The organism is Calditrichota bacterium (genome assembly GCA_020637445.1).
GTDB lineage: Bacteria > Electryoneota > RPQS01 > RPQS01 > RPQS01 > JABWCQ01.
The window spans coordinates 824256-849371 of the sequence record JACJVZ010000001.1; the positions used below are offsets into that span (position 1 = coordinate 824256).

Genomic DNA, 25116 nt, shown 5'->3' on the forward strand with positions numbered 1-25116 from the left:
GTTATTCGTGAGAAAAACCCTGTTCGCCCTGATTCTAAGCACCTCTTGTGTGTTTGCCGCCAGCGGCACCACTGGATACGAACTTTTTAGGACGGACGGATTTGCTCGGTCTTCCGGATTGGCCGGCAGCTCAATAGCCCACTGGGGCGACCTATCATCCCTTCAGACCAATCCGGCCGGACTGGCAGCTATCACCCATGCAACTGGAGTTGCCGGTTTCACGAAGCACGTCTTGGATATCAACCAAGGGACGTTAGCCTATGCCCGTCCCGCAAAGAACCACATCGTTTGGGCTGCCGGAATCGACTATTTGAATTATGGTTCGTTTGACCGGGCAGATGAGAACGGGTTCAAAAGCGGGGAGTTTGGAGCGTCAGATTTCCAGCTTCGAGGAGCTATTTCCCAATCCGTCAGGCCCGAACTTCGGATCGGAGCTGTCCTGAAGTACCAGTATCGGGACATCGACGGAATCGCTGCTACGGCTATTGCCGGTGATGTTGGCCTTCAGTATGAAACAGGTTTTAACGACTGGACAGTTGGAGCCGCGATTCGATCTTTCGGGGTAGCTACGAGCGCTTTTTTGAGTGAAAAGGACGCTCTGCCCACATCTTACGAGTTGGGATTTTCTGTTCCACTTGAGCATCTTCCCGTAAAGTTCAGTGTTGCGGGGGCTTACGTGACGGATGAAGGCCCGGAAGGGCGGGGAGGTCTTGAAATTGGCTTCACGCGACAGTTCATCGGCAGATTGGGCTACTCGACCATCGGTATTGATCAACGAACGGGCCTTTCTTCCGATGCTTTTGCAGGATTTTCTGCTGGTTTGGGGCTAAGGGCTAAACGGCTTGCCTTCGACTATGCACTTACATCTCATGGTGAAATCGGTTTTCTTAATCGATTTTCAATAGGAACAGAACTTTAAGTAGAATAAACCTCTGGGCACTTTTGGTGTCCAACTGATAGAAGTGCAAAGACCGGACGAGCGAGACGATCGCCAACTTGTTGAAGCCGCACAGTCCGGTCGAGAAGAGGCATTTAACCAACTCGTGCTTCGGCACCGTCAGGCTCTTTATCATACCGCTGTTGGGTTGCTTGGAAACTCTGATGATGCGGATGACGTATGTCAGGACTCTTTCATAAAGGCGTATGAAAGTCTGGGGAGTTTCCGGGCTGAGTCTTCTTTTTACACGTGGCTCTACCGGATTTGTGTGAATCTATGTCTGAACAGACTTCGGTCGCGCAAGGTTCGCTCTTTCCTCAGGCTAGACAACGATGAACTGGTTCTTCCGGCAGTTGAGACTGCCGACATGCCTGCGGAACAAGCTGAGTTTTTGGGAAAGGCCCGACACGCGATTGCCAAGTTGCCCGACAAGCAGCGCGCAGTTTTTATATTGAGGTATTTTCGCGAACTGCCACATGCGGAAATCGCGGAGATCATGGATCGGGATGTTGGTACGATCAAAGCAAACTATCATCAGGCCATCAAGAAACTGCAAAGAGAACTGGGCGGATATGTTCGGGGAGAAGATGAGTAAGAATCCGCAACGCCGAAGCTATTTTAAGCGAAGATAGAACCATGAACACGCACGATTTACACCATCAATCAAATCGAGAGCTTTTAAGTGAGGATTTGTTATGGGGCGTTCCGCAAAGGAGCGATGCGGAGTTTCTTGTGTCTTTGCGAAGCAGGTTAAGTCGCCAATCAACGGGGATTTGGCTAACTTCTCGAAAAGTAAGTATGGCATTCGGATTAGCGGTCGTGTTGCTAGTAGGAATCTGGATTCCCGCCCAAATGACCGGGGTGCAACTTGCCGACCAGAGTACTTCAATCGACGAATCAGTCGATGAATTTGCCTATGACGAAGCAGATCCAACTGACCTTGCTGATTATCTTGGGGTGGATGCTGATTTCACAGCCGAAGATGATGAGGACGACGTCCTGATTGCAAGCGTCAGCACGAGCGAGCTGCTTGAGCTCGATGAGCAAGACCTTGACTTGGTCTTGAACGAACTGGAGGAGACTGAGTTTTTCTAAGAACATGCGAACACTTTTCTACATAGTATTAGCACTGGGCGTGACACTTTCTGCCTTCGGACAACGCCGGGATATGACTCCCGAGCAGCGCCGCGAGCGCGTGGAAACAGTCATTATCGGGAAGTTCGCCGACGAGCTTGAGCTGTCTCCTGAGGAAGCGGAAAAGTTCTACCCGCGCCTGCGGCAGTTTCGGTCGGAGACGGAGCAATTGCAGCGGGATTTGGCAGAAACTCGTCATCGCATAGACGAGATTTCACGCGCCAATGATCAACCGTCGACCGTCAAAAAGAGTGAGACGAACTCGACGGAAAGATCGAACCGCTACTTTGCCGGCAGTCAACTTTCTGAATCACCGGAGAAAGGCTCTGATATTGAGCCCGAAGAAGATATTAAGGCGCTGATCACCCGATCCAACGCTCTTCAAACAGAGATTCTCGACAAACGTGAAACCTTGCTTACTGACCTTGCTGACTTTCTGTCACCACAACAAGTTTCGAGGTGTTCAATCCTATTGGACGAACTTCCTCGCCGGATTAGGCAGTTCATGGACGAGCGCGGTGCGCCAGAGGAGCGTCGGGAGCGAATGCGATCTGATGACCGCCGTCGACGAACCAGATAGTCGAAAGGGCCGCTAAGCGGCCTTTTTTGTTGCCTATCTGCCTTTCGAATACTATATTGGGCTCATGAATAACTCCCCTACCGTAACGATTTCCATCGTCAGTTTTGACACTTGCAATGCGTTACGCGATTGCTTGATGAGCCTCCGGCGTGTCAGCGACGAAGCGCAATTTGATGTGATTGTGCTAGACAACGCCTCGTCTGACGGTTCTGTCGCGATGCTCAGGGGTGAGTTTCCAGAAGTCAAGGTGATTGCCAATTCGGAAAATGTAGGATTCGCGCAAGGTGTCAACAAGATAGTTGCGCAGGCCACCGGAGACTATGTTCTCTTGCTTAACCCGGACACGTGGATAGCAAAAGGTGCGCTTGCGAGATTGGTTGAGACCGTTGAGAGCGATCGCAAGATTGCAGTGGCCGGAGCACAATTGACTTCATTTAGCGGTGACTCCCAGCAGTCGGTACTTGCTCCGCCAAGCCTCACCAAAGAGTTTCTGAACCTGTTGCCGGAGGTAAAATCGCTTGTATTGCCGAATAGTCTAAGACGGAGGCTGCTTCGGCGGCGGGAGAGTTATCAGGGGAAGTACTCGACGGTCCCGGCCGTGAGCGGGGGAGCGATGCTGATTCGGTCAGTGGTTTTTCGAGAAGTTGGAGGGATGGACCCTCGATTTTTTGTTTATCACGAAGAAGTTGACTTGTGTCAGAGAATTCAGAAAGCTGGCTGGAAGATTGTCTTTGTTCCCGATGCTCAGATCCTGCATTCTGATGCACTTTCGACGGGGTATAGAACCAATCGGCTGCCTTCTGAACCTGTGCTGTCTTGGCGTCTGTCCGGACTGTCTATTCTCTTCGAAAAACACGGCTCGCGAGCCGAACACCGCGCATTTCTTCGGATGGCGAATATCCTCCTAAGGTCGCGGGCCTGTGGGGCACGCCTTCGAGCACTTTTTTCACGAAACCGCTCTACCGCCTTCCGTGCGCGCGCCAATGAACTGACGGCAGCAGCGGACCAGCTCGTCCGGGCGGAAGCGACGGCCTCATAAGCTTCATCGCAAGTACCGAAAAAACTGCGGTTCGCTTGACTATTTTGCAGGGATACCGTATTTTCTTAGCAGGCTCCTTATAGGGAGCCTATGTTATTTAATAACTTAACTTTAGTTTGTTAGGATTGGAGGCCCCAGTGGCACAAGTCAGCACGGAGAAAATTCGCAACGTTGGATTATTTGGACACGGTCATTGCGGCAAGACTATGCTTGCTGAAGCCATGCTGCTCAACATGGGCGTCATCCATCGCCTCGGCAGTATTGAAGCCGGTACGACCGTGTCAGATTATACCAAAGATGAGACAGAACGGCAGATGTCCATGCAAGTCAGTCTGATGCAGGGTGAATTCGATGGACATTTTTTCAACTTAGTCGACGCTCCGGGATTTGCAGATTTTTCGGGGGACATGGTTTCCGCGCTGCGCGCGGTGGATATTGCTCTGCTTCCCGTGGACGGCACGTCAGGGCATGACATGGGTCATACAATCGCCTACGAGGCGGGCGAGAAATTTGGACTGCCTCGCATGTTCTTTGTGACCAAGTTGGACAAGGAGCATACGAAGTGGGACGAAATCATTGAACATCTGGAAGAAGACTTTGGCAAGAAAGTTCAGCCGGTGCATTTCCCGGTGAATCCGGGCCCGGATTTCGATACAATCGCCAGCGGACTTACGATGAAGGCTTTTAAGTATTCTCGTGATGGTTCCGGCAAGTGCGAAGAAGTACCTCTTGAAGGCGCGGCCAAAGAAAAGGCACTTGAATTCCGCGCTAAACTCATGGAAGTTGCAGCCGAATCGGACGATGAGCTTATCGAGATATTTTTTGAGAAAGGCGAGTTGTCTGACGAACAATTCATCAAAGGACTGAAAAAAGGCTTCGCTACAGGCAAACTGATTCCGGTGCTGGCGGGATCCGGAACGACCAATATTGGCGTCAGCAGGTTGCTGGACTTTTTGATCAAAGAAGGCCCCAATCCGCATGACAGAACGTCGATTACCGCGGAACTTGCGGACGGAACCTCAGTGGAGCTTCATGAAGACGAGGCCGAACCGACGTGTGCTTTTGTTTACAAGACGGTGACTGAGCCCCACGTCGGAGATCTGTGCTATGTGCGGGTCTTCTCAGGCAAGCTCGAGCAGGGCGGCGAAGTCCTGAATACGCATTCAGGCCAACTCGAGAAGATTGGCCAGTTGTTCCATGTCGACGGTAAATCGCGTGAGTCTACGCCTAAGCTCGTGGCCGGAGATCTTGGTGCGATGGTAAAGCTGAAAGCCACCCATACCAGCGATACTCTGTCTGACAAATCCAAAGGCTACAGGCTTCCGCGCATCGAATTCCCGTCACCTGTTTTGGAAATGGCCGTTGTTCCCAAAATCAAGGGGGAAGAAGACAAGGTTGCTTCGGGTCTTCATCAATTGAATGTTGAGGATCCAAGTTTCGAGCTTGAACAGATGCCGGAGCTTGGTCAGTTGATTATTCGCGGTCACGGCGATTTACAGTTGACAAGCATTCTCTCTCGCCTACAGGATCGATTCCACGTTGAAGCGGATTTGATCGAACCGCGAGTGGCGTATCGCGAAACGATTCGCGGATCCGCCGAAGCTGAAGGTAAACACAAGAAGCAATCAGGTGGTCGCGGGCAATTTGGCGTCTGCAACCTGCGCATGGAAGCCAAGCCTCGCGGCGAAGGCTACGAATTCGTCGATGCGATCGTCGGCGGCGCGATTCCCGGCAAGTTCATTCCTGCGATTGACAAGGGAATCCAAGAGACGATGATCCGCGGCGTGATCGCGGGGTATCCGGTCGTCGACGTAAAAGTAACTGTGTTCGACGGCAAATACCACGACGTTGATTCGTCTGAACTCGCATTTAAGATCGCCGGCCGCAATGGGTTCAAGGAAGCGTTTAAGAAGTGCAAGCCGCTTATGCTTGAACCAATTTACGACTTGGTCGTACGTGTTCCAGAAGAATTCATGGGCGATGTCATGGGCGACTTGTCCAGCCGTCGCGGCAAGATTCAAGGGATGGAAGGCGAGGGTCGCTATCAAGTGATCAAAGCCAAGGTTCCGCAGAAAGAGCTGTATCGCTACTCGACGACGCTTCGCTCGATGACTCAAGGACGGGGCATGCACTCGCAGGCATTCTCGCATTACGAAGTCCTGCCGCCTGAATTGCAGGAGAAGATCGTCGCTGAGTTTGTTGAAGAACAAGAAGAGGACTAAATTCCGGTGGATCGCCTTTGGGCACCATGGCGGATGAGCTACATATTGGAAACGGTTAAGCAGGAACAGCCGGAAGGGTGTGTATTTTGCCGCATGCTTGAAGAATCGGAGGATCGAAAGAATCTGATTCTGAACCGGGCAGATCATTGCTTTACGGTGATGAACCTGTTTCCGTACAATAGCGGCCATTTGATGATCATTCCCTTGCGGCACACGGGTGATTTCGGTTCGCTGTCCGCCGTGGAACACGCGGAAATGGGAAACGAACTTGAAATTGCCCGTAAAGCGTTGCAGGAGTGTTTTACTCCTCACGGTTTCAATATTGGAATGAACATCGGCCGTGCTGCCGGAGCCGGAATCGTTGATCATCTGCACTACCATATTGTCCCCCGGTGGAACGGAGACTCGAATTTTATGTCCTCCGTGGGTGAAACCAAAGTGCTCTCGGAGAGTCTCCCCGAGAGCTTTGCTCGTTTGAAGAAGTCGATGGAACGGCTCCGGTCCTGAACGAATCCCTGTCACTACAATGAAATGGGGCTTTGGTGAGATCGACACGTTTGTCGGCGACATATGGGAACTTGCGACACAAGCATTTGTGGTTCCCGTGCACCATGACCTAAGACCGGCTGGGCAGCTTGCCGCGGGTGTGTTTCAACGCGGTGGTCCGACGATTCAGAAGGAGCTTTCAAGTTTCGACAACATGGCGTTGGGGCAGGTGTGTGCTACTGACGGTGGGACGCTTGGCTGTGAACGGTTACTCCATGTTTCGCTTCTGTCTTTGCCCAAACGTCCGGTGCTCGAAACACTTGAGTCCGGCCTAAAGAACGCGCTTTTGTTGGCATATCATAACTCGATGCGTTCCGTGGCAATCCCGGCGATGTTGATTGAACCGGGTGAATGCGCGACCGCAGCGGTTGCCCGCGCGACCGTCGAGATTTCCATGGATCATCTTCGCAAGGCGAAGTTCCCCGGCCGCATCGTGATCGTTGTGCCGACTGACTATGTAAACAAAGTATTTTGCTCCGAGATTGAGAAAATCAGACTCGACGACAATCCCTCCTGATACTACACTTCTAATCTATTTTCACTGAAATTTCCTATGGCCTATCCAGTTCCCGGAACTCGAGAGCCTTTCCTTGCGACACGCCGCCAAGATGCTTGGTGGGTCGTGCCGCTGGCCATGGCCTCGACGTTTATCGTATTCATTGCGTACGCAAGCTGGGCCGCGTTCCAACCTGTTGAGTTCAGCAGGTTCGGCCCGTATATCTCGCCATTTTTCTCTCCGGACCTGACAAAGTTCATTCCGGGGTTCACATGGTCACCCGCACTGCTCATTCTCTGGGTACCCGCGGGATTTCGCTTGACCTGCTACTACGGTCGCAAAGCGTATTATCGTTCGGTAACGATGTCGCCGACGGCCTGCGCGGTCGGCAAAGGAAAGCGTGAGTACAAAGGTGAACGCGCGCTTCCCTGGATTCTAAACAACCTTCATCGCTATTTCCTTTATCTGGTGACGATCCTCGTGATCTTCCATTGGATTCATTTCTTTGACGCGTTCAGATTCTCTGACGGTTGGGGAATGGGGTTGGGCAATATCGTTGTGGCTGCCGATACGATTTTTCTGACATTGTATGTGTTTAGCTGTCACTCGCTGCGGCATTTAGTGGGCGGCAAGATCGATTGCTATTCTTGCGCCGCGGCCGGAGTGGTTCGTCACAAGGCTTGGACAGGAGTGTCGAAACTGAACGATTTGCACAACGTTTATTTCTGGTGCAGCTTGTTCACGGTAGGATTCGCTGACGTGTACGTGCGCATGTGCGCCATGGGAATCTGGCACGATGTGAGGTTCTTCTAATGGCAAATTATACGAAGCACGAATTTGACGTTTTGGTCGTTGGAGCGGGCGGCGCGGGCCTGAGAGCTGCAATAGAATCCGGTGCGCTGGGTTCAAAGACCGCAGTGGTCATGAAGTCACTGCTTGGCAAAGCTCATACCGTCATGGCCGAAGGCGGCGCAGCGGCTGCGATGCGTAATACCGACGATCGCGATTCATGGAGCACGCACTTCCGCGACACCATGAAGGGCGGGAAGCAACTTAATTTCTATCGCATGGCCGAACTTCACGCGAAAGAAGCGCCGGAAAGAATTCAAGAATTGGAAGACTGGGGGGCAGTATTCGATCGCACTCCAGATGGGTTGATTAACCAGCGAAATTTCGGCGGTCATACTTATCCCCGCTTGGCGCACGTCGGTGACCGCACGGGTTTGGAGATGATCCGCACGCTGCAAGATAAAGTCGTTCACATGAAGAACGTGGAAATTTTCATGGAAACGACGATAACTCATCTGTTCAAGGCAAACGGCAAAGCCTGTGCGGCATTGGCTTATTCCCGAGTTACAGGTGAGTTTCATCTGTTTAAGGCGAAATCAATCGTCCTTGCAACCGGCGGCGGTGGGAAATCATTTGCCATTACGTCGAATTCATGGGAGTATAGCGGCGACGGTCAAGCTCTCGCATGGAGACTCGGCGCGGAGTTAATGGACATGGAGTTCGTGCAATTCCATCCCACGGGAATGGTCTGGCCGCTGTCCGTACGTGGAACTTTGGTAACGGAAGGTGTGCGCGGCGAAGGCGGGGTTCTTCTGAACAAGGAGGGCCGGCGCTTCATGTTTGACAATATTCCAGAGGCATTTAAGAACGACGTCGCGGCAACCGAACAAGAAGCCAACCAGTGGGTAGCTGAAGTCGCTGCGGGAAAACTTGCCACGGTTAGACGTCCGCCTGAGCTGTTGACTCGCGACGTGGTGGCACGTGCGATTCGCGCCGAGGTGCAAGCCGGCCGCGGCAGCCCTCACGGCGGAGCATTCTTGGACATTGCAACTCGCAGAAGCGCGTCGGATATTCAGCGCAAACTGCCGTCGATGTACCATCAGTTCAAACAGCTTGCAAATGTGGACATCACGAAGGAGCCCATGGAAGTCGGCCCGACTTGTCATTATATGATGGGCGGAGTGCGCGTTGAAGCTGAGACCGCCATGACAACGGTCCCCGGACTTTTCGCGGCCGGTGAAGTTGCTGCCGGACTTCACGGTGCAAACCGTCTCGGAGGCAATTCACTCTCTGACCTCTTGGTCTTTGGACGAAGAGCAGGGTGGGGTGCGACAGAATACGCGAAAAAAGAACAGTTCGGAACTCCTTCCGAAGCGGAAATCGACAAGGCAATTGAGGAAAATCTCGCTTTCTTCGAACGCAAAGAGGGAGAGAACCCATACGAACTGCACCGCGAGCTCCAAGACATGATGCAGCACAATGTCGGTATCATTCGCGAAGAGGCCGAACTGAAGCACGCGCTTGGAGAACTTGACAAGTTCGAACAGCGGGCGAACAACGTTTCAGTTGACGGTGCACGGGCCTACAATCCCGGTTGGAATCTCGCCATGGATCTTCGCAACATGGTTGTCGTGTCACGCGCCATTGCGATGGCGGCGCTCGAACGTAAGGAAAGTCGAGGCGGGCATTCGCGCATCGACTTCCCGAATTATGACAAGAACTTTTCGAAAATCAACCATGTTCTTCTTAACGACAACGGAAAGATGGTATTGCGTGCCAACCCGTTGCCGGTTGTGTCTGATGAATTGAAGCAATACGTGGAGGAGGCATAGGATGTCGCGTACAGTTAAAATGCAGGTATTTCGCGGCGACAACGACCAGGGCCAGCTCCACGACTACTTCGTGCATATTGACGACGGAATGGTCGTGCTGGACGTGATTCACCGCATTCAGCAGACACAAGCTCCGGACCTTGCTTGCCGTTGGAATTGCAAAGCGGGAAAGTGCGGTTCTTGCAGCGCTGAGGTAAACGGCAAGCCAAGTTTGATGTGCATGACGCGCATGGACACGTTGGACACGGAAAAACCGATTACAGTTGAACCGCTCAAGACATTTCCGCATGTCCGGGACTTGGTGACGGACGTGTCATGGAACTATTCCGTGAACAAGAAAATCGCGCCGTTCAAGCCGCGGCCCAAAGATGCCGACGGCAAGCAGCGCATGTACCAATACGAAGTAGACCGCGTGCAGGAATTCCGAAAGTGCATCGAGTGTTTCCTCTGTCAGGACGTTTGTCACGCTTTGCGAAATCACGGGAAACACGAAGAATTCACGGGCCCGCGTTTTATGGCCAGGTTGGCGTCTCTCGAAATGCACCCGCTCGACGTCGAGGACCGCATACCGTTTATTAAGAACGAAGGTGGTGTCGGCTTCTGCAATATCACGAAATGCTGCACGGAAGTTTGTCCCGAACACATCCACATCACAGACAACGCTCTCATCCCCCTAAAGGAGCGCGTGGCGGACCGCTACTACGATCCGATTCAGATGTTGTTTAGAGTCTTGGGTGGGAAATGAAGTTTCTGACGGACTACCTCACGTTTCAAACGTCTAAGCGTGAAGAATTCGTTTTGATTACCGACAAAGTCGAGGATGCCGTTCGTAAGTCCGGCGTGCAGGAGGGGATGGTTCTCGTCTCGGCGATGCACATTACGGCAGCCGTTTACGTGAATGACGCGGAAGATGGTTTGATTGAAGACATCAAGGAGTGGCTGCGCGGGCTGGCGCCTGACAAAGACTACCGTCATCACCGCACCGGCGAGGACAATGGAAGCGCGCATTTGAAAAACTTGGTGCTTCATCATCAAGTCATTTTGCCGATTACGAAGGGCAAACTTGACTTGGGGCCCTGGCAGCAAGTCTACTATGCCGAATTTGACGGCCAGCGCCGCAAACGCGTTGTTGTGAAAGTGATGGGTGAATAGCGGTTGCCACGGATCGATAAACGAGATTGGCCGTTAGTCATAGTCGGCAGCGGGCCGGCGGGAATCGGCGTTGCCTTGGAAGCAAAGCGGCGTGGAGTGGATGCCCTGATGATTGATCGCGGAAGTTTGTGCAATACCATCTACAACTTCCCGGAACGCATGACATTCTTCTCGACGGCTGAATTGCTTGAGTTTCCCGGTATTCCCATGTTTGCCGAGGGAGCCAAGCCATCACGTCGTGAAGTGTTGGATTACTTTACTCGAATTGTAACTTCAAATGATCTCCCGGTTCAAACTTACTGTGAGGTGAAGTCAATCGCGAGTAAGGACGGTCGTTTCATCATTGGCACAACGGCAGGAGATTTCGCGGCCGGCGCGGTTGTGTTGGCGACCGGTTCTTACGACCAACCGAACAAGCTAAGTATCCCGGGCGAAGACTTTCCCCACGTCTCGCATTACTACAAGTCTCCGCATCCTTATGTTGGACAGGAAGTTGTGATCGTGGGTGGCAAGAACTCGGCGGCGGAAGCTGCTCTGGAGCTTCACCGGGCCAGCGCGCGAGTCACGCTTGTTCACCGTAAGGACTCAGTTTCACCCTCAGTGAAATATTGGATAAAGCCTGATCTTGACAACAGAATCCGCGAAGGCTCCATTCGAGCGCTGTTCAATTCACGAGTGACAGAGATTACCGCGAATGCGGTAAAGATTGAAAGTGAAAGCGGCGTCTTAGAAGTTCCTGCTGACGCCGTCCTGCTTCTAACGGGATACAACCCGAATTTCTCATGGCTGCGCTCACTTGGCCTGAAGTTCGAAGGCAAAGCAGAATTGCCCGTGCACAATGCCGAGACACTGGAGACCAATGTTCAGGGGCTCTATGTCGCGGGCGTGGTCATCGCGGGCCGTGAAACATCGCGTGTATTTATTGAAAACAGCCGCACACACGGCGCCAAGATCGTCGAACACTTTTTGAGTCGGACATGAGCGAACGCTGGTTTCGTGTTTGCAAACTGGAATCGCTCAAGAACGGTACCGCACAGAGCATAACGATTCTCGGTAAACCTTACGCGGTTTTTAACGTTGCGGACAAACTTTACGGGTTGGATGCGTCGTGCCGGCATATGCGCGCAAACCTGGCTGCCGGGAAGATTAGCGGCGCGGTAGTCACGTGCTTCATGCACGATTGGAGATATGATATCTGTACCGGAAAGTGTTTGACTCGCGAAGGCTATGACACGACGCCCCGCGACGTCAAGATCGAGAACAATGAAGTTTGGATTTCGGTCTCGTGGCCGGATGAAATATGAGCAACAGGGTCCTGACAACCCAATTTATTGGAGGATAGCATGAAACAGCGCAGCACAACTTTCGCAGCAATTGCACTCCTGCTGTTTGGTGCATCGTCGGTTCTTGCCGACTATGGTATCTACTTTCAGAATGGAAAATTTACTCCTGCGGCATACGAATACCGTATTGAGAACCTGCCTGCGGGTGCACATTTCGTTCTGCAGCTTTTCGCTCCTCTGAGTCGAGCCGAACGCACACGGATAGAGAGTTCGGGCATCGAGTTATTAGGCTATCTGCCGGAGAACGCGTATGCCGCAACGATCGACAGAAACCTCTCCACGCTCGAGTTAAACTCGCTTGGTATTCGTGCGGCAGTTCCGTTTTCACCCGAATTCAAACTCCATCCACGCATCCTCGAAGGCGATTTTGGTGACTGGAGCGTATATGAAGACGGCAAACGCATGTTCAACGTCGACATCTTTCCGGATGTGAATTTGAACGACGCTGCAGACCTTATTGAGAAAGCGGGATACGAAGTCGGTGATCACATCGATGCCACAAATACTCTGGTAGTTGCCATTGACCCCGGCAAGCTATCGGACATTGCGGCGCTTGACGTTGTTTTGTTTGTCAACGAAATGTCGCCTCCTCTTGAGAATCTGAATTCGACGGTTCGTACTCGTTTGCACGTCAATGAAGTACAGGCCGCACCGTACAATCTTTCAGGTGACGGCGTGACACTGCTCGTTTATGACGGTGGACTTGTTGACGTCACTCACCCTGATTTTTCGGGTCGTATTTCGACGATGGAAGCAGGAACAGTGGCCGACCATCCTACGCACGTTGCCGGCACGGCCGGCGGAGACGGATCTGCCTCCGCCGGAACGTATCGCGGAATGGCACCCGGTGTCACGATTGTCTCTGGAGAATACGACGCATGCACACCGTTTTGTTTCTATAATAGTCCAGCGGACGTAAGCGAAGACTATATTTATGCGCGAACGACCTACGGCATAGAACTCACGACGAATTCAATGGGCGCGAACGTTGATCCGAATAGCTATCCCTGTTCCTGGTTCGGTGACTACGAGTTAACGTCTCGTATTCTTGACGGCATGGTGAAGCATACCGTTGACAGACCTCTTACGATGTTCTGGGCCGCCGGTAATGAGCGCGGCGGAACAAACTGCGGGATTTCATCCTACCGATGCATGTCCATTCCTGCCTCGGCCAAGAACATCATGACGATCGGCGCAACAACGTCAAGCGACAATATCGCGTCGTTCTCGTCCTTTGGCCCGACAGACGATGGACGCATCAAGCCCGAAGTCGTGGCTACGGGAGTGAATGTCAACTCTTGCGCACCGGGCGGCGGCTATCAAGTTATGTCAGGTACTTCTATGGCCACACCTGCGTCCGCAGGCGTGGCCTGCTTGGTCTTTGAACAATGGCACACTCAATACCCGAATGCGCCCGATCCTCTGCCGGAAACAATAAAGGCTCTCTTTATCAATTCCGCCGGAGATATTGGCACGACCGGCCCGGATTATCAAACCGGTTTTGGCATTGTTGATGCACAAAGCGCCGTTGATCAACTAATGGCTGGCGGTGTTTTACAAAGTGAGCTTGCAATTGACGAAGTATACGAACGTGAGTTCACGGTTCCCGCGAATACGACGACGCTTGAAATCAGTCTCGCCTGGACCGATGTGCCCGCGTTTGGCAACGTGATACCAACTTTGGTCAACGACTTGGATTTGGTATTGATCGCACCGGACGATTCAGAGCATCTTCCTTGGACTCTGAATCCTTCATCTCCGAGTTCAGCGGCTCAACCGGGTATCGACAGCATAAATGTCTGCGAAAAGGTTCGCGTACTCAACCCAGCCGCAGGCACATGGACCATCCGTGTGACGGGCGACGTCAACATGGGTGACTCGCAAACTTTCGCCTTGGCGTCGAGTGTCCCGCTGGTTAACCAGTGGTCGCAAATCTCCGGTTACATCAATGTTGTTGGCGAACCGAACAACCATTTGCCGGGTGTTGTTGAAGTTGTCGGCGAGGGAATAGTTGCACTTACAGCCGAAGATAACAGCTACTCTATTTTTGTGCCTCGCGGTCCGACTTACCAGATTCGCGCCCGTTCATTCGGCTATATTCCTATCACAGTCGGCATAGATGCAAATCAGGCAAATGTGACTCAAGATTTCGCGGTTGTGGACGCGGCAAATACCGTTACAATCAACGGAACCGTGGAAACGCAGCTTGGCGATCCGATAGCCGGTGCGGTCATTTCCTACGAATTCCCCAATGCGACAATCGAAAATGACACTGCCGATGCCGAAGGTCATTTTACCGTAGACCTGCCGCGCGCGGAAACATACATATTGCATGCGTCGTCAAACGGGCTTCAAGGCTCGGAGACGGTTACTCTTCCAAACAGCGGCCCCATTGAAGTAACATTGAGGATCGAAGATACTCGCTTTTCGCCGGTCGGTCCGGATGGTGGCGGCTATTACTGTTATGAATCGTCCGACACCGGTTATGCACCGACCTTTGAATACACGTCGATTGCGCCGGCTGCCGGTGGTCCCGGTACGCTGGTCGGCCCGGTGGGCAATGGAAACGATTGGACCACTCAAGTTGCTCTCCCCTTCAATGCGCGTTACTACGGTCAGGTTGTCGGTGGACTGACGGTCTCGGCCGACGGTTGGATTGCCTTCGGGACAATAAGCGGAGGCGCGCAACCTTGGACGAACACGTTTATTCCGAGCTCTGATTTGCCGAACAATGCGGTCTATGTCTTCTGGGACGACTTGTTCCCGTACAATACCACTGAAGGCGGAGAGATCGCGCAGTACTATGACGAGGCAAACGGTCGTTTCATAATAGAGTACTATGAGGTTTCTCAGTTTACTCCCCTGACCAACAAAGTAACGGCACAGTTTGTGCTATACACGCAGGGCGTTCGACCGACCATCACTGGCGACAATGAATTCGAAATACACTACCAGCGTTTCGACTACGACGGTCCGGAAGAGGACCAAGACGCGACGTTAGGAATCGAAAACGGCGACGGCAGTGAAGGCATGATGGTCTACTTTGACGGCGGTTCCGATCCGAATCAAGGCGTGATCACGGCCGGCACGGCACTTCGGTACACGACCGGACCAATTCTCGGAACGGGCACCCTAACCGGCCAAATCACGACGATTCCGGCCACGGATGTTTCTTCGGCGACTCTGCGTTTAGGCGCGCTGGCATTTTCTCCGCTGGCCGACGGAACATTCAGCATAACAAATGTGCCGGCCGGACAGTTCAGACTTGGATTCGAGTTCGACGGATATGAAGACTTGTTGTCCGAGCAATTCACGATCCCTGTCGACGGGCAAGCCAATGTGGAGATTACGTCCTATAGGCTGGATCCGCCGCAGAGTTTGGAGGGTGAATACGTCAGTGCGCAGAATACAGTGAACTTGCATTGGACTGCGCCGACATGGACGGATGCGGATAGAGAAGGCGGCACGCGGCGTCTAGACGCCTTGAGCAACTATACGGTACTGATTGGAGGGCGTCCGCCGATCACAGGAATTGCGGATACGTTTGCCACTTATTCACCGCCCAATATCGGCGTGTACAGATTTTGGGTTGTTGCCAATTACGACGGCGGAGTTTCCGACAGCTCCAACTTGGTGCAGTTCATCGTTTCTGAAATCGTATCGGCAGACGACCGCGATGCATTGGTTCCGGATAAATTCTATGTGAGCCAAAATTATCCGAATCCTTTTAATCCTAACACCACGATTTCGTTCGGCCTTCCGGTTGAGTCGAATGTTAAGTTGGATGTGTTCGACGTGACGGGCCGCAGAGTACAAACTCTCGTGAATTCGCGGTTGGCGGCAGGACATCATCACGTGAATTTTGACGCGGCAGGGCTCGGCAGTGGTGTTTATTTTTACCGCGTTGACACAGGCCAAGAGCAGCTTATTCGAAAAATGATGTTGCTTCGCTAAACAACACAACGTTCTCTTTCAAGGGGCCGTTTGGCCCCTTTGAAATGAGTGTACCTCGAAATTCCCATGGAGACTCATAAATACGTATGAAATTATCGTCCATTTCCAGCTATCGCTTTACGCCCAATCTTCCGGATTCGCTGTCGCGTTTGACGGAGCTTGCCTACAACTACTACTGGTCGTGGCGGCCTGAGATTCACGCTCTGTTTCGCAAACTTGAGCCGGACATTTGGCATGCCTCGCACCACAATCCGGTTAAGCTTTTGATGGATATTCCTGAATCCAAGCTGGTGCGCGCGTCGGAAAGTCCCGAGTTTGTCGAACAATACAAACACTGTGTTGAGTTGTTAGACAACTACTTAAGGGGTGAGACTTGGTACTCGAAGGTGCATAGCGGGGGACAAAACGGGCGGATTGTCTTCTTCTCAATGGAGTACGGTCTGGCTGAGTGTTTGCCTTTGTACAGCGGAGGCCTTGGCGTACTCAGTGGCGACTATTTGAAGGCTGCTTCCGATCTCGGTCTTCCGGTCGTGGGAATTGGTTTGGCCTACAGGCAAGGTTATTTTCAGCAGCAGTTGGATGCGAACGGAAGGCAGACGGAGCTTTATCCGAAAAATGATTTCAATGTCTTGCCAATACAACCCGTTTTGGATGACAAGGGCGAACGGCTGACCATTCAAATTCCGTTTCACAACCGACAGTTGACGATTGGCGCATGGCTGGTCACCGTAGGCAGAGTTCCATTGTACGTTTTGGATACCGACCTGCCGCAAAATACTGTCAGCGACCGTTCGATCACGCACACTCTGTACGGCGGTGATCGCGAAACGAGAATCCAACAGGAAATCGTTCTTGGATTTGGCGGAATCGAACTATTGCGCAAACTCGGCATCAAGATGTCTGTCTGCCATATGAACGAAGGGCACTCCGCCTTTGTGCAGATTGCCAGAATTATTCACGCGGCGGCGGACCAGGGTCTGACATGGTACGAAGCCATGCAGCTCGTCTCAGCAGGAACTCTGTTTACAACGCACACTCCAGTGCCGGCCGGAATCGACGAGTTCTCGACAGAGTTGATGGACAAGTATTTCGGACAGATTTACGACCGTTATGGAATCACCCGTGATGAAGTTCTTGGCTTGGGCAGTGTCCGGCAGGGAACTCCGGGGCAGCCATTCAATATGGCAATCTGTGCTCTGCGAACGGCTGATTATACAAATGGTGTGAGTCGTCTGCATGCGGACGTCTCGCGGCGAATGTGGCAGGAGAGTTGGCCCAATTTGCCTTTCGAAGAAGTGCCGATCGACTTCGTCACCAACGGTGTGCATCATGCCACGTGGATTTCACCGGACATGATGAAGCTCTATCACAGGCACTTCGACACGGATTGGCTCGATTGCCCCGACGACAAACGCCAATGGCAAAAGGCAACCGACATTCCCGATAAGGAAATTTGGGAAACGCACAATCTCGGCAAGCTCAGATTGATCGATTTTGCGAGGAATCGAGTTTCAGCTTACCGTCAACGAGTGAGCGGGTTCATTCCTCTGAATGATGAACTCGAAGAAATACTCGCACCGGACGTGCTTACAATTGGGTTTGCAAGGAGGTTCGCGACGTACAAACGCGCGACATTGTTGCTTTCACATCCGGAACGCTTGCTTTCCTTGTTGCGTGATCCCGACCGACCGGTCCAGTTTATTTTCGCCGGTAAGGCGCACCCGCAAGATGTCATGGGCAAGGACCTGATTGCCGCGCTGATTGAGTTCGCACGGAAAAACAACGTGGAAAACCGGATGTTGTTCCTCGAGAACTACGACATGAACGTCGCGGCACATTTGGTTCAGGGAGTGGACGTTTGGATGAACAATCCCCGCCGTCCGCTTGAAGCGAGCGGAACCAGCGGCATGAAGGTTTTGGCGAATGGTGGATTGAACTTCTCAATCTTGGACGGTTGGTGGGACGAGGCTTACACGCCCGAAAACGGTTGGGCAATCGGCGGCGCACTTCAATTCGGGAATGACGCGCAACAGGATGAGAGCGATGCCCGTATGTTGTTCGATGTACTGGAACATCAGATTGTCCCGCTGTACTATCGCAGAGGAGCGGACGGTGTTCCGTTTGCGTGGATGCAGAAAGTAAAAGCCTCGATTTCCGGGCTTGTACCGCGCTTTGCGGCCCGACGAATGGTAAAGGAGTACTGGGAAGACTACTACGCAAAGGCCCTCGAACGTTGCGGACATATGGAGCGGGACAATGCCGCCGGTGCGCGCGAGTTAGCAGGGTGGAAGCGTCAAATTGAAAGTCACTGGCACGAAGTCAAGATCGTCAAAGTTGATACCGAGCCTGCATTCAATCTTCATCCTGGCAGTCCCGTCAAGGTTAGTGCGGAAGTGACGTTGGGCGGACTGACACCTGAAGACGTCGAAGTACAAGCGTGTTATGGTGAGGACCTTGGCAAGAATGATCTTGAACTTTCAGGCTACACGAGACTTGAACACAAACAGAATGGCGCGACGCACCTCTATACGGGCACGTGGACGGCACCTGAGAACGGGATGTTTGGTTTCACGATCCGCGTAGTTCCGTCGCACCCATTCCTTGGAAATCCATTGCGAATGGGAATAGTCCGATGGGCCGCAGGTCAACACTAATTCGTCAATGACGCAACGAAAAAAGGCGGACAATTTCTTGTCCGCCTTTTTCATGCCCATGAAGTGCTACAAACTCTGCTTGTGAACTTCGTCAGGCTCAATCTTGAGATTAAGTGCCCGTGAGTAGCAAAAAATCAGGAGCCAGATCAGCACACCCCAACTGCTCAGCATCAGAATCCAACCGCCAATGTTCATCGGTCACCCTCCTTCAGCTTCGGGAATTTCCCGTTTTTGTTTGCGTGGAGGATTACCCAAGTAATCAGAGCTCCAACCGCGAATAGTATTGCGCGCGCAACCCAAATCCAATTTCTCGTCGCGGAATCGGTGATTTTTTCCATAATGATAGCGGGCCACCATTCCTGCACCATCCAGATGCCAAGCAATATGATTAGGTACGTCGGTGTGATGAACTTCAGGACGAACTTGTATACTTTCGGAACTCTAAGAGCTGCACCGTGCTCCATTTCCGCAAAGCCCTTGTCCACGCCAAGGATATAAGAAAAGAAGATCACCATAATAGTCGCGGCCACAACTGGGCAGACCGTCGCCGCCCAGAAGTCCATTTCATCCAGAGTTCCCCATTGAATCGTGAAGACAAGAAATCCGGTCACCAGCAGATTGGCAATACCAATAATCGTGACTGCCCGATGATGAGACATGTCCATCTCATCTTTGAGAAACGTCACGGCAGGCTGAATCAGTGAAACAGACGACGTGACCCCCGCAATAAACAACAAGAGAAACCAAACGAAAGCGAACAGTCCGCCTGCCGGTATCTCTTCAAAGATGAGTGGCATCGTCACGAACCCCAAACTGAATGAACCGCTTCCGGCAATAGTCTGCGCCTGAGCGATTCCATAAAAAGCGGCCGCTGCAACGATTCCGATACTTCCCCCAAGAACTACTTCGACAAATTGATTAGTCGTCGTTGCAGTGAGGCTTGAAAGGACGACGTCGTCGTCTTTTCGCAGGTAAGATGCATATGCCATGATGCAGCCCATGCCTACCGAAAGAGAGAAGAATATCTGGCCGGTCGCGGCAAGCCAGACTTTGACGTCGCCAAGTGCAGACCAATTCGGGTTCCACATGAAGCCCAACGCATTGGTAACGTTCCAATCGGCATGTGTCGGGTCGGGGGTACCCAAAGTGAGAACTCGTATCGCCAAGAGAATACCACAGATGATCAAAATCGGCATGCCGATTCGTGTGAGCTTCTCGATTCCTCCTTGAATTCCTTTGTACATCACCACATAATTGATGACAAAGACAAGAACGAAAAATCCAATCGCGGGCGTGTGATTGTGGAAGTAGACATTGCTTTCCGCCCCAATAAAGCCCGCAAAAAACTTACCCATTTCCCCAGCGGCAATGGCATCGCGAAAACCGCCTGTGATCGAGTAGTAAGCGAAGGCTAGAGTCCAACCTTCGATATAAACATAGTAGAACGTGATGATGGTCGGAGCAAATACAGCCGCGATGCCCAAATACTTCGCCCACGGCCTTCCTTTGGCAATTCTATGGTATACTCCTGGACCCGTGCCGTGATTGTGTTGACCACCGTAACGGCCTAATGTCCACTCCACCCATGCCAGCGGAATTCCCAACAGAATCATCGCAAGCAAGTAGGGGATCATGAACGCGCCGCCTCCGTTCACAGCCGCCTGAGTAGGGAAGCGAAGGAAGTTTCCTAACCCAACAGCACTTCCCGCCACTGCGAGAATGACGCCCACACGAGTGCCCCAATTCTCACGCACCTTTACAGGTTTTGTGTCCGACATATCCTCTCCACGCTTAAGAATCGATTTAGGACTGAACGAAATTAACGGTTCTGAACTGAAAGGTCAATAATAATCCTGATTTTTCTGAATTTCCTCATAGGTCTCGCTTGAGCATCTGGGCCTTTCGATAAAAGCCACTCGACTCGTAAAGGTGCTTCGCGACTTCATTATCTTCGGCAACAAGTAGCCACAATTCCCTGCAATCCAGATCAACCGCACGTTTTTCCGCATATCCCATCAAGATCTTGCCAATTCCTTGGCCTCTTTCTCTCTCAGAGATTGAGATGTCCCAAACCCATAATTCTTTGTTTCCATTGAACCTATTGTATGTTCGGTAGAGCCATAAGTGTCCAATGTAAGGATCGGAGTGGGAGTGTGCGATCCAGACTTCGCTTTCTGGGCGAAAAGCATACTCCTTCACAAAACCGGTGAACCGCTGCAAAAGGTCAGCATCATCTTGATTTGCCGTCCTATGCAGGGAACCACAGGTCAAGCTCCCAAGTTGAAGAAAGGTAGTGAGGTCCGACGATTGCATCTGTCGGAATCTGATAACCTCTAATTCTGCTTTTGTCATCTTATTCGTCTATGTGGAATTTGTTCTAAGGCAAGTGTTTTAATATACTTGCCTTTGATTAGCCTTAAAAGTTGACTGAATCCATCCGTTTCTTTTTGCCGGATGGATGCTGAAATGTATCTGGATTTTTTGTAGATTGCGAGACATTCGCATGGAACAAACCAAGGAGATGCTTGTGAAGAAGATTGGATTGATTCTCGGCTCAATGGCCGTGGTGGCGCTGGTTTTGGCTGGTGGCTACAGTTACGCCTGTGATGGCAGCTCTTGTTCATCCAAGAAGATGGCAAAGGCTTCCAAGAAATCCGCAACTGAACAGTGCGCGACAACGAATGCCGCACTGACCTCGACCGGTGAAAAGGCCGCTTGCTCGGCCAGCTGTGATGCGTCCAAGGCTTCTGCCAAGAAAGCTTCTGCCTCGTGTGATGCATCCAAGTGTTCGTCGTCCAAGAATGCGTCGGCCAGCTCTTGTCCTTATCACAACTCGATGACCTCGGAATCGTCTTGTTCGTCCATGAAGAACGCGTCGATGACTGAAGGTTCGTCGTGCTCGTCGGCTAAGAGTGCGTCTTCTTCATGCGATGCGTCCAAGTGCTCGTCGATGAAGAATGCGTCGATGACAGAAGGGTCGTCCTGTTCTTCGATGAAGAAGGCAGAGATGACTGAAGGTTCCTGCAAAGCTGGTAAGAACGCCTCAATGGCTTCTGGTGCCAGCTGCTGCGCGGGCAAGAATGCCTCCGCGACCTCTGGCTCTTGCTGCATGAGCAAGGGTGCCCAAATGTCGTCGGCAAGTTGTGCGACGTCCGCGGCCAAGATGGCCTGTGGCGACAAAGGCTACTTCAATGCCAATGTCTACAAGGTGGACAACGGCACAATGTACGCCGTGGCCGATGGCAAGAAGTTCGTCGTAACGGAAAGCACGCCTTACAATCAGGTCGGCAACGCGCGTTACTACTTCGCTGACAATTCCTGTGCGGTTAAGTGCAGCGAGAAAATGGCATCCAAGGCCAATACCTATACTCACGAAGCTGTCGAACTTGCTACCCTTGAATCCAACGTGAAAATGGATCATGGCAAGAAGATGGCCGTGTGTTCGGTCTCGGGCAAGGAGTTCGAAGTTACGGCAGCAACTCCGGCGGTGGTGACGGACGGTCAGAAGACCTATTTCTGCGGTCAGGAGTGCGCAAACCACTTCATGGGCCTGTAATCGTCCAGAAGAGCGAGATGTGTGGAGGCCGCGTCCAAAGGGGCGCGGCCTCTTGATTTTATTAGAACTTAACTTGAAGTGTATGAAAAAACTTTGGTTAAGCGCTTCAGCAAGTAAGCAGTTCCTCCGAAAGTCAGGTGTACAAGGCTTGACAGGCTAATTGCCGTTCCGTATATTTCGGGTTCGCACACAATGCGCGAGGGCCTGTGGCGCAGCTGGGAGCGCGCTTGAATGGCATTCAAGAGGTCAGGGGTTCGATCCCCCTCAGGTCCACAAGGCTAAACACGATTTAGGCAGTTCTTTTCTTGCGGGAGTAACTCAGTGGTAGAGTTCCACGTTGCCAACGTGGCTGTCGCGGGTTCGAATCCCGTCTCCCGCTCCAAGATAATGTTGTATTGGCTGTGCGATTGTTGCAGTGCTGCTGCGCCAGCGCAAGGCCGCTTTGTCCGCGGTCATTGAGTAAGCACGGCGCCGTAGCCAAGTGGTAAGGCGGAGGTCTGCAAAACCTCTATTCAGCGGTTCGAATCCGCTCGGCGCCTCAAAGCCGCACTCCGACCGGTTTTGGCCCTGCGCGGCAGGCCGGGATGGTGAAATGGTAGACACAGGGGACTTAAAATCCCCAGGGATCAAAAGTCCCGTGCCGGTTCGAGTCCGGCTCCCGGCACTCAGACGAGCATTCTTCAACATGCTCGTAAGGTCTGCCCTGCGGTCGCATCACCGGCTATTGGGCCGGTTGCTTTGTTTTTGAGGGCGATTAGCTCAGTTGGTTAGAGCGCTTGCGTGACATGCAAGAGGTCACTAGTTCGAATCTAGTATCGCCCACCACCAGCGTAGACGCTGGAGCCAGTGACCTGACGATCTTTCAAATCGATTTATTTCTGGTTCTGATTTTTCGATTTGGGATTTTCTATTTTCAATTTTGTTTCTGAGGCATCCGTTCGTAGAGGTACTCAATTATGTCTGACTTACTGCTCGAACTCGAGGGCGGCAAATCGATTGCCGCGCAACCCGGTCAAAAGCCGATTGACTTTCTTCCTGAAGGCAAGGACGTCGGTGCAAACGGGATATTTAGTTCTTTGCTGGATGGAGCCATTTGGGATTTGCACCGTCCGTTGGTTCACGGCGGCAAGCTGACGTTCATCGGCTTCGACAGTCCCGAAGGAAAATTCGTTTACTGGCATTCCGCCGCGCACTTGATGGCCCACGCAATCAAGGAGCTCTGGCCCGAATCGCAGCTTGCGATCGGACCGCCGATTGCCGACGGATTTTATTACGATATCGATTCTCCGCATGTCTTCACGCAGGAAGATTTCCCCGTGATCGAAGACAAGATGCGCGAGATCGCCAAGCGCAATCTGCCTTTGGTTCGCAAGGACTTGAAAGAAGATGACGCGCTGAATCTGTTCCGCGGGATGGGGGAGATGTACAAAATCGAACTCATCAACGATCTCAACGAAGATCTGACCGTCTACGAACAAGGGAATTTCGTTGATCTTTGCCGCGGCCCGCATTTGGACCGCACCAGCCGCATCAAGCATTTCAAAATTCTCTCGGTAGCCGGAGCCTATTGGCGTGGCGATGAGAAGAACAAGATGCTGCAGCGGCTTTACGCGACGGCTTATCCGACTAAGGAGATGCTGGAAGAGCATTTGCACCGGTTGGAAGAAGCGGCCAAGCGTGACCATCGTAAGCTCGGCAAGCAGCTCGATCTTTTCAGTTTCCACGGCGAATCTCCCGGCGCGGTGTTCTTTCATCCGCGTGGTCAGATTATCTGGGACGAGATTACCCGCTACTGGCGCGACAAGCACGCGCAGTTCGGCTACAAAGAGATTCGCACTCCGTTCTTGATGAATGAAGAGTTGTGGCACAAGTCTGGGCACTACGAACACTACCGCGAGAATATGTATTTCTCGGAAGTGGATGAACAGTCCTTTGCACTGAAGCCGATGAATTGCCCTGGCCACTGTTTGATCTATGGCACTCATCAGGTTTCCTACCGCGACTTGCCGTTGAAGCTCTGTGAACTTGGCACGGTGCATCGCTATGAAAAGAGCGGCGTTCTGCACGGTCTCTTCCGTGTGCGGGTGTTTACTCAAGACGATGCGCATATCTTCGTGACGCCCGATCAGATCGAAGAGGAAGTCGGCAAGGTCGTCAAGTTCATCTTTGATATGTACCGTGATTTCGGTTTTGAAGAGTTCAAGGTTGAACTCTCAACTCGGCCAGAGTCGCGAGTGGGATCTGACGAAGTTTGGGATAAAGCCGAAACCGCGCTCGCCAATGCCTTGCAGCAATTGGGGGTCGAGTACAAAATCAATCCCGGTGACGGAGCGTTCTACGGACCGAAGATCGACTTCCACATCAAGGACGCGATCGGCAGAACGTGGCAATGTGGAACCGTGCAATGCGATTTCTCGATGCCGTCGCGTTTTGATTTGGAATACGTCGGCGCGGACGGTCAACGTCACACTCCCGTGATGCTGCACCGCGCGCTGTTAGGGTCGATGGAACGGTTCATCGGAATTCTGATTGAGAACTATGCCGGCGATTTGCCGCTGTGGTTGTCTCCAGAGCAGATCCGAGTGCTTCCGGTCTCCGACAAGACGATTGAGTATGCTCAAAAAGTCACCGACGAATTGCTTGCTCAGGGCATCCGCGCGACGCTGGATGACCGCAACGAAAAACTGGGCTTCAAGATTCGTGACGGTGAATTGAATAAGATTCCGTACCTTGCCGTAATCGGACCCAAAGAGGCCGAAAGCGGACAGGTTTCGCTGCGCCGCCGCAAAGAAGGAGATCTCGGCGGCATGTCCGTCTCGGACACGGCAGAACGACTGCTGAATGACATTAGATCTCGCGCTACGCATTAACTCCGGAGAAAA

The 25116-nt window shown here is 52.2% G+C and carries 22 protein-coding genes and 5 tRNA genes; 23 read left to right on the forward strand and 4 right to left on the reverse strand.

The features are described from left to right. The first annotated feature begins 7 nt into the window (after positions 1-7). The 16 genes from H6507_03280 to glgP all read left to right on the forward strand — a co-directional run bounded on the left by H6507_03280 (position 8) and on the right by glgP (position 18678). A complete protein-coding gene (locus tag H6507_03280) occupies positions 8-919 on the forward strand; it encodes a PorV/PorQ family protein (protein MCB9368119.1) in 912 nt (303 codons plus the stop codon). 43 nt (positions 920-962) lie between these two features. After that, positions 963-1532: an RNA polymerase sigma factor gene (locus H6507_03285; GenBank protein MCB9368120.1), complete on the forward strand. Its 570-nt coding sequence runs from the start codon at positions 963-965 to the stop codon at positions 1530-1532. A 203-nt stretch (positions 1533-1735) separates the two neighbouring features. Beyond that, the gene (locus H6507_03290; GenBank protein ID MCB9368121.1) at positions 1736-2032 is read left to right on the forward strand and encodes a hypothetical protein; all 297 of its coding nucleotides are present in this window, start codon (positions 1736-1738) and stop codon (positions 2030-2032) included. A gap of 4 nt (positions 2033-2036) precedes the next feature. Next, positions 2037-2651, forward strand: coding sequence for a hypothetical protein (locus H6507_03295; protein ID MCB9368122.1), 615 nt, complete (start codon positions 2037-2039; stop codon positions 2649-2651). A gap of 64 nt (positions 2652-2715) precedes the next feature. Continuing rightward, on the forward strand, positions 2716-3690 hold the full coding sequence (locus H6507_03300) for a glycosyltransferase family 2 protein (GenBank protein MCB9368123.1): 975 nt from the start codon (positions 2716-2718) through the stop codon (positions 3688-3690). A 137-nt stretch (positions 3691-3827) separates the two neighbouring features. Continuing rightward, the gene (locus H6507_03305; protein MCB9368124.1) at positions 3828-5912 is read left to right on the forward strand and encodes an elongation factor G; all 2085 of its coding nucleotides are present in this window, start codon (positions 3828-3830) and stop codon (positions 5910-5912) included. Between the two features lie 6 nt (positions 5913-5918). After that, positions 5919-6419, forward strand: coding sequence for an HIT domain-containing protein (locus H6507_03310; GenBank protein ID MCB9368125.1), 501 nt, complete (start codon positions 5919-5921; stop codon positions 6417-6419). Positions 6420-6438: 19 nt separating this feature from the next. Then, positions 6439-6975: a macro domain-containing protein gene (locus H6507_03315; protein ID MCB9368126.1), complete on the forward strand. Its 537-nt coding sequence runs from the start codon at positions 6439-6441 to the stop codon at positions 6973-6975. Positions 6976-7011: 36 nt separating this feature from the next. After that, positions 7012-7767: a succinate dehydrogenase gene (locus H6507_03320; GenBank protein ID MCB9368127.1), complete on the forward strand. Its 756-nt coding sequence runs from the start codon at positions 7012-7014 to the stop codon at positions 7765-7767. Beyond that, on the forward strand, positions 7767-9575 hold the full coding sequence (locus H6507_03325) for a fumarate reductase/succinate dehydrogenase flavoprotein subunit (protein MCB9368128.1): 1809 nt from the start codon (positions 7767-7769) through the stop codon (positions 9573-9575). The genes H6507_03320 and H6507_03325 overlap by 1 nt, the downstream gene beginning before the upstream one ends. A gap of 1 nt (position 9576) precedes the next feature. Further along, positions 9577-10320 carry a succinate dehydrogenase/fumarate reductase iron-sulfur subunit gene (locus H6507_03330; protein MCB9368129.1) on the forward strand — a complete coding sequence of 248 codons (744 nt, stop codon included), beginning with the start codon at positions 9577-9579 and terminating at the stop codon, positions 10318-10320. After that, the gene (locus H6507_03335; GenBank protein ID MCB9368130.1) at positions 10317-10727 is read left to right on the forward strand and encodes a YjbQ family protein; all 411 of its coding nucleotides are present in this window, start codon (positions 10317-10319) and stop codon (positions 10725-10727) included. The genes H6507_03330 and H6507_03335 overlap by 4 nt, the downstream gene beginning before the upstream one ends. 3 nt (positions 10728-10730) lie before the next feature. Beyond that, entirely contained in the window at positions 10731-11708 is a 978-nt protein-coding gene (gene ypdA / locus H6507_03340) for a YpdA family putative bacillithiol disulfide reductase (protein ID MCB9368131.1), read from the forward strand. Then, positions 11705-12031: a Rieske (2Fe-2S) protein gene (locus tag H6507_03345; GenBank protein MCB9368132.1), complete on the forward strand. Its 327-nt coding sequence runs from the start codon at positions 11705-11707 to the stop codon at positions 12029-12031. Before ypdA ends, H6507_03345 begins: the two co-directional genes overlap by 4 nt. Before the next feature lie 39 nt (positions 12032-12070). Then, the gene (locus H6507_03350) at positions 12071-16024 is read left to right on the forward strand and encodes a S8 family serine peptidase (GenBank protein ID MCB9368133.1); all 3954 of its coding nucleotides are present in this window, start codon (positions 12071-12073) and stop codon (positions 16022-16024) included. Between the two features lie 86 nt (positions 16025-16110). Next, on the forward strand, positions 16111-18678 hold the full coding sequence (gene glgP / locus H6507_03355) for an alpha-glucan family phosphorylase (protein MCB9368134.1): 2568 nt from the start codon (positions 16111-16113) through the stop codon (positions 18676-18678). A gap of 191 nt (positions 18679-18869) precedes the next feature. Here glgP and H6507_03360 read toward each other — a convergent pair whose 3' ends face one another. The 4 genes from H6507_03360 to H6507_03375 all read right to left on the reverse strand — a co-directional run bounded on the left by H6507_03360 (position 18870) and on the right by H6507_03375 (position 21858). Further along, entirely contained in the window at positions 18870-20456 is a 1587-nt protein-coding gene (locus H6507_03360) for a sodium-dependent transporter (protein MCB9368135.1), read from the reverse strand. A gap of 94 nt (positions 20457-20550) precedes the next feature. Further along, the gene (locus H6507_03365) at positions 20551-21030 is read right to left on the reverse strand and encodes a GNAT family N-acetyltransferase (protein MCB9368136.1); all 480 of its coding nucleotides are present in this window, start codon (positions 21028-21030) and stop codon (positions 20551-20553) included. A gap of 243 nt (positions 21031-21273) precedes the next feature. Further along, complete coding sequence (locus tag H6507_03370; GenBank protein ID MCB9368137.1) at positions 21274-21477, reverse strand: hypothetical protein; 204 nt, start codon at positions 21475-21477, stop codon at positions 21274-21276. 27 nt (positions 21478-21504) lie between these two features. Further along, positions 21505-21858, reverse strand: a complete 354-nt coding sequence (locus H6507_03375) for a hypothetical protein (GenBank protein ID MCB9368138.1) — start codon at positions 21856-21858, stop codon at positions 21505-21507. Here H6507_03375 and H6507_03380 point away from each other — a divergent pair. The 7 genes from H6507_03380 to thrS all read left to right on the forward strand — a co-directional run bounded on the left by H6507_03380 (position 21842) and on the right by thrS (position 25104). Beyond that, on the forward strand, positions 21842-22234 hold the full coding sequence (locus H6507_03380) for a hypothetical protein (protein MCB9368139.1): 393 nt from the start codon (positions 21842-21844) through the stop codon (positions 22232-22234). The genes H6507_03375 and H6507_03380 overlap by 17 nt on opposite strands. Positions 22235-22434: 200 nt before the next feature. Next, positions 22435-22507: transfer RNA gene (locus tag H6507_03385), tRNA-Ala, on the forward strand. 34 nt (positions 22508-22541) lie between these two features. Continuing rightward, positions 22542-22616 (forward strand) — tRNA-Gly (locus H6507_03390). An 85-nt stretch (positions 22617-22701) separates the two neighbouring features. Further along, positions 22702-22773, forward strand: a tRNA-Cys gene (locus H6507_03395). 39 nt (positions 22774-22812) lie between these two features. After that, positions 22813-22898, forward strand: a tRNA-Leu gene (locus H6507_03400). A gap of 84 nt (positions 22899-22982) precedes the next feature. Then, positions 22983-23059, forward strand: a tRNA-Val gene (locus H6507_03405). A gap of 131 nt (positions 23060-23190) precedes the next feature. Continuing rightward, positions 23191-25104 (forward strand): threonine--tRNA ligase, encoded by a 1914-nt coding sequence (gene thrS, locus H6507_03410; protein ID MCB9368140.1) that lies wholly within the window; start codon positions 23191-23193, stop codon positions 25102-25104. Positions 25105-25116: the final 12 nt, after the last annotated feature.

Coding starts and splice junctions, on each gene's coding strand:
- H6507_03290 (MCB9368121.1), top strand. CDS start 1,736: ATGGCATTCGGATTAGCGGTCGTGTTGCTAGTAGGAATCTGGATTCCC.
- H6507_03295 (MCB9368122.1), top strand. CDS start 2,037: ATGCGAACACTTTTCTACATAGTATTAGCACTGGGCGTGACACTTTCT.
- H6507_03300 (MCB9368123.1), top strand. CDS start 2,716: ATGAATAACTCCCCTACCGTAACGATTTCCATCGTCAGTTTTGACACT.
- H6507_03315 (MCB9368126.1), top strand. CDS start 6,439: ATGAAATGGGGCTTTGGTGAGATCGACACGTTTGTCGGCGACATATGG.
- H6507_03320 (MCB9368127.1), top strand. CDS start 7,012: ATGGCCTATCCAGTTCCCGGAACTCGAGAGCCTTTCCTTGCGACACGC.
- H6507_03325 (MCB9368128.1), top strand. CDS start 7,767: ATGGCAAATTATACGAAGCACGAATTTGACGTTTTGGTCGTTGGAGCG.
- H6507_03330 (MCB9368129.1), top strand. CDS start 9,577: ATGTCGCGTACAGTTAAAATGCAGGTATTTCGCGGCGACAACGACCAG.
- H6507_03335 (MCB9368130.1), top strand. CDS start 10,317: ATGAAGTTTCTGACGGACTACCTCACGTTTCAAACGTCTAAGCGTGAA.
- H6507_03345 (MCB9368132.1), top strand. CDS start 11,705: ATGAGCGAACGCTGGTTTCGTGTTTGCAAACTGGAATCGCTCAAGAAC.
- H6507_03350 (MCB9368133.1), top strand. CDS start 12,071: ATGAAACAGCGCAGCACAACTTTCGCAGCAATTGCACTCCTGCTGTTT.
- glgP (MCB9368134.1), top strand. CDS start 16,111: ATGAAATTATCGTCCATTTCCAGCTATCGCTTTACGCCCAATCTTCCG.
- H6507_03360 (MCB9368135.1), bottom strand. CDS start 20,456: ATGTCGGACACAAAACCTGTAAAGGTGCGTGAGAATTGGGGCACTCGT.
- H6507_03365 (MCB9368136.1), bottom strand. CDS start 21,030: ATGACAAAAGCAGAATTAGAGGTTATCAGATTCCGACAGATGCAATCG.
- H6507_03380 (MCB9368139.1), top strand. CDS start 21,842: ATGGCCTGTGGCGACAAAGGCTACTTCAATGCCAATGTCTACAAGGTG.
- thrS (MCB9368140.1), top strand. CDS start 23,191: ATGTCTGACTTACTGCTCGAACTCGAGGGCGGCAAATCGATTGCCGCG.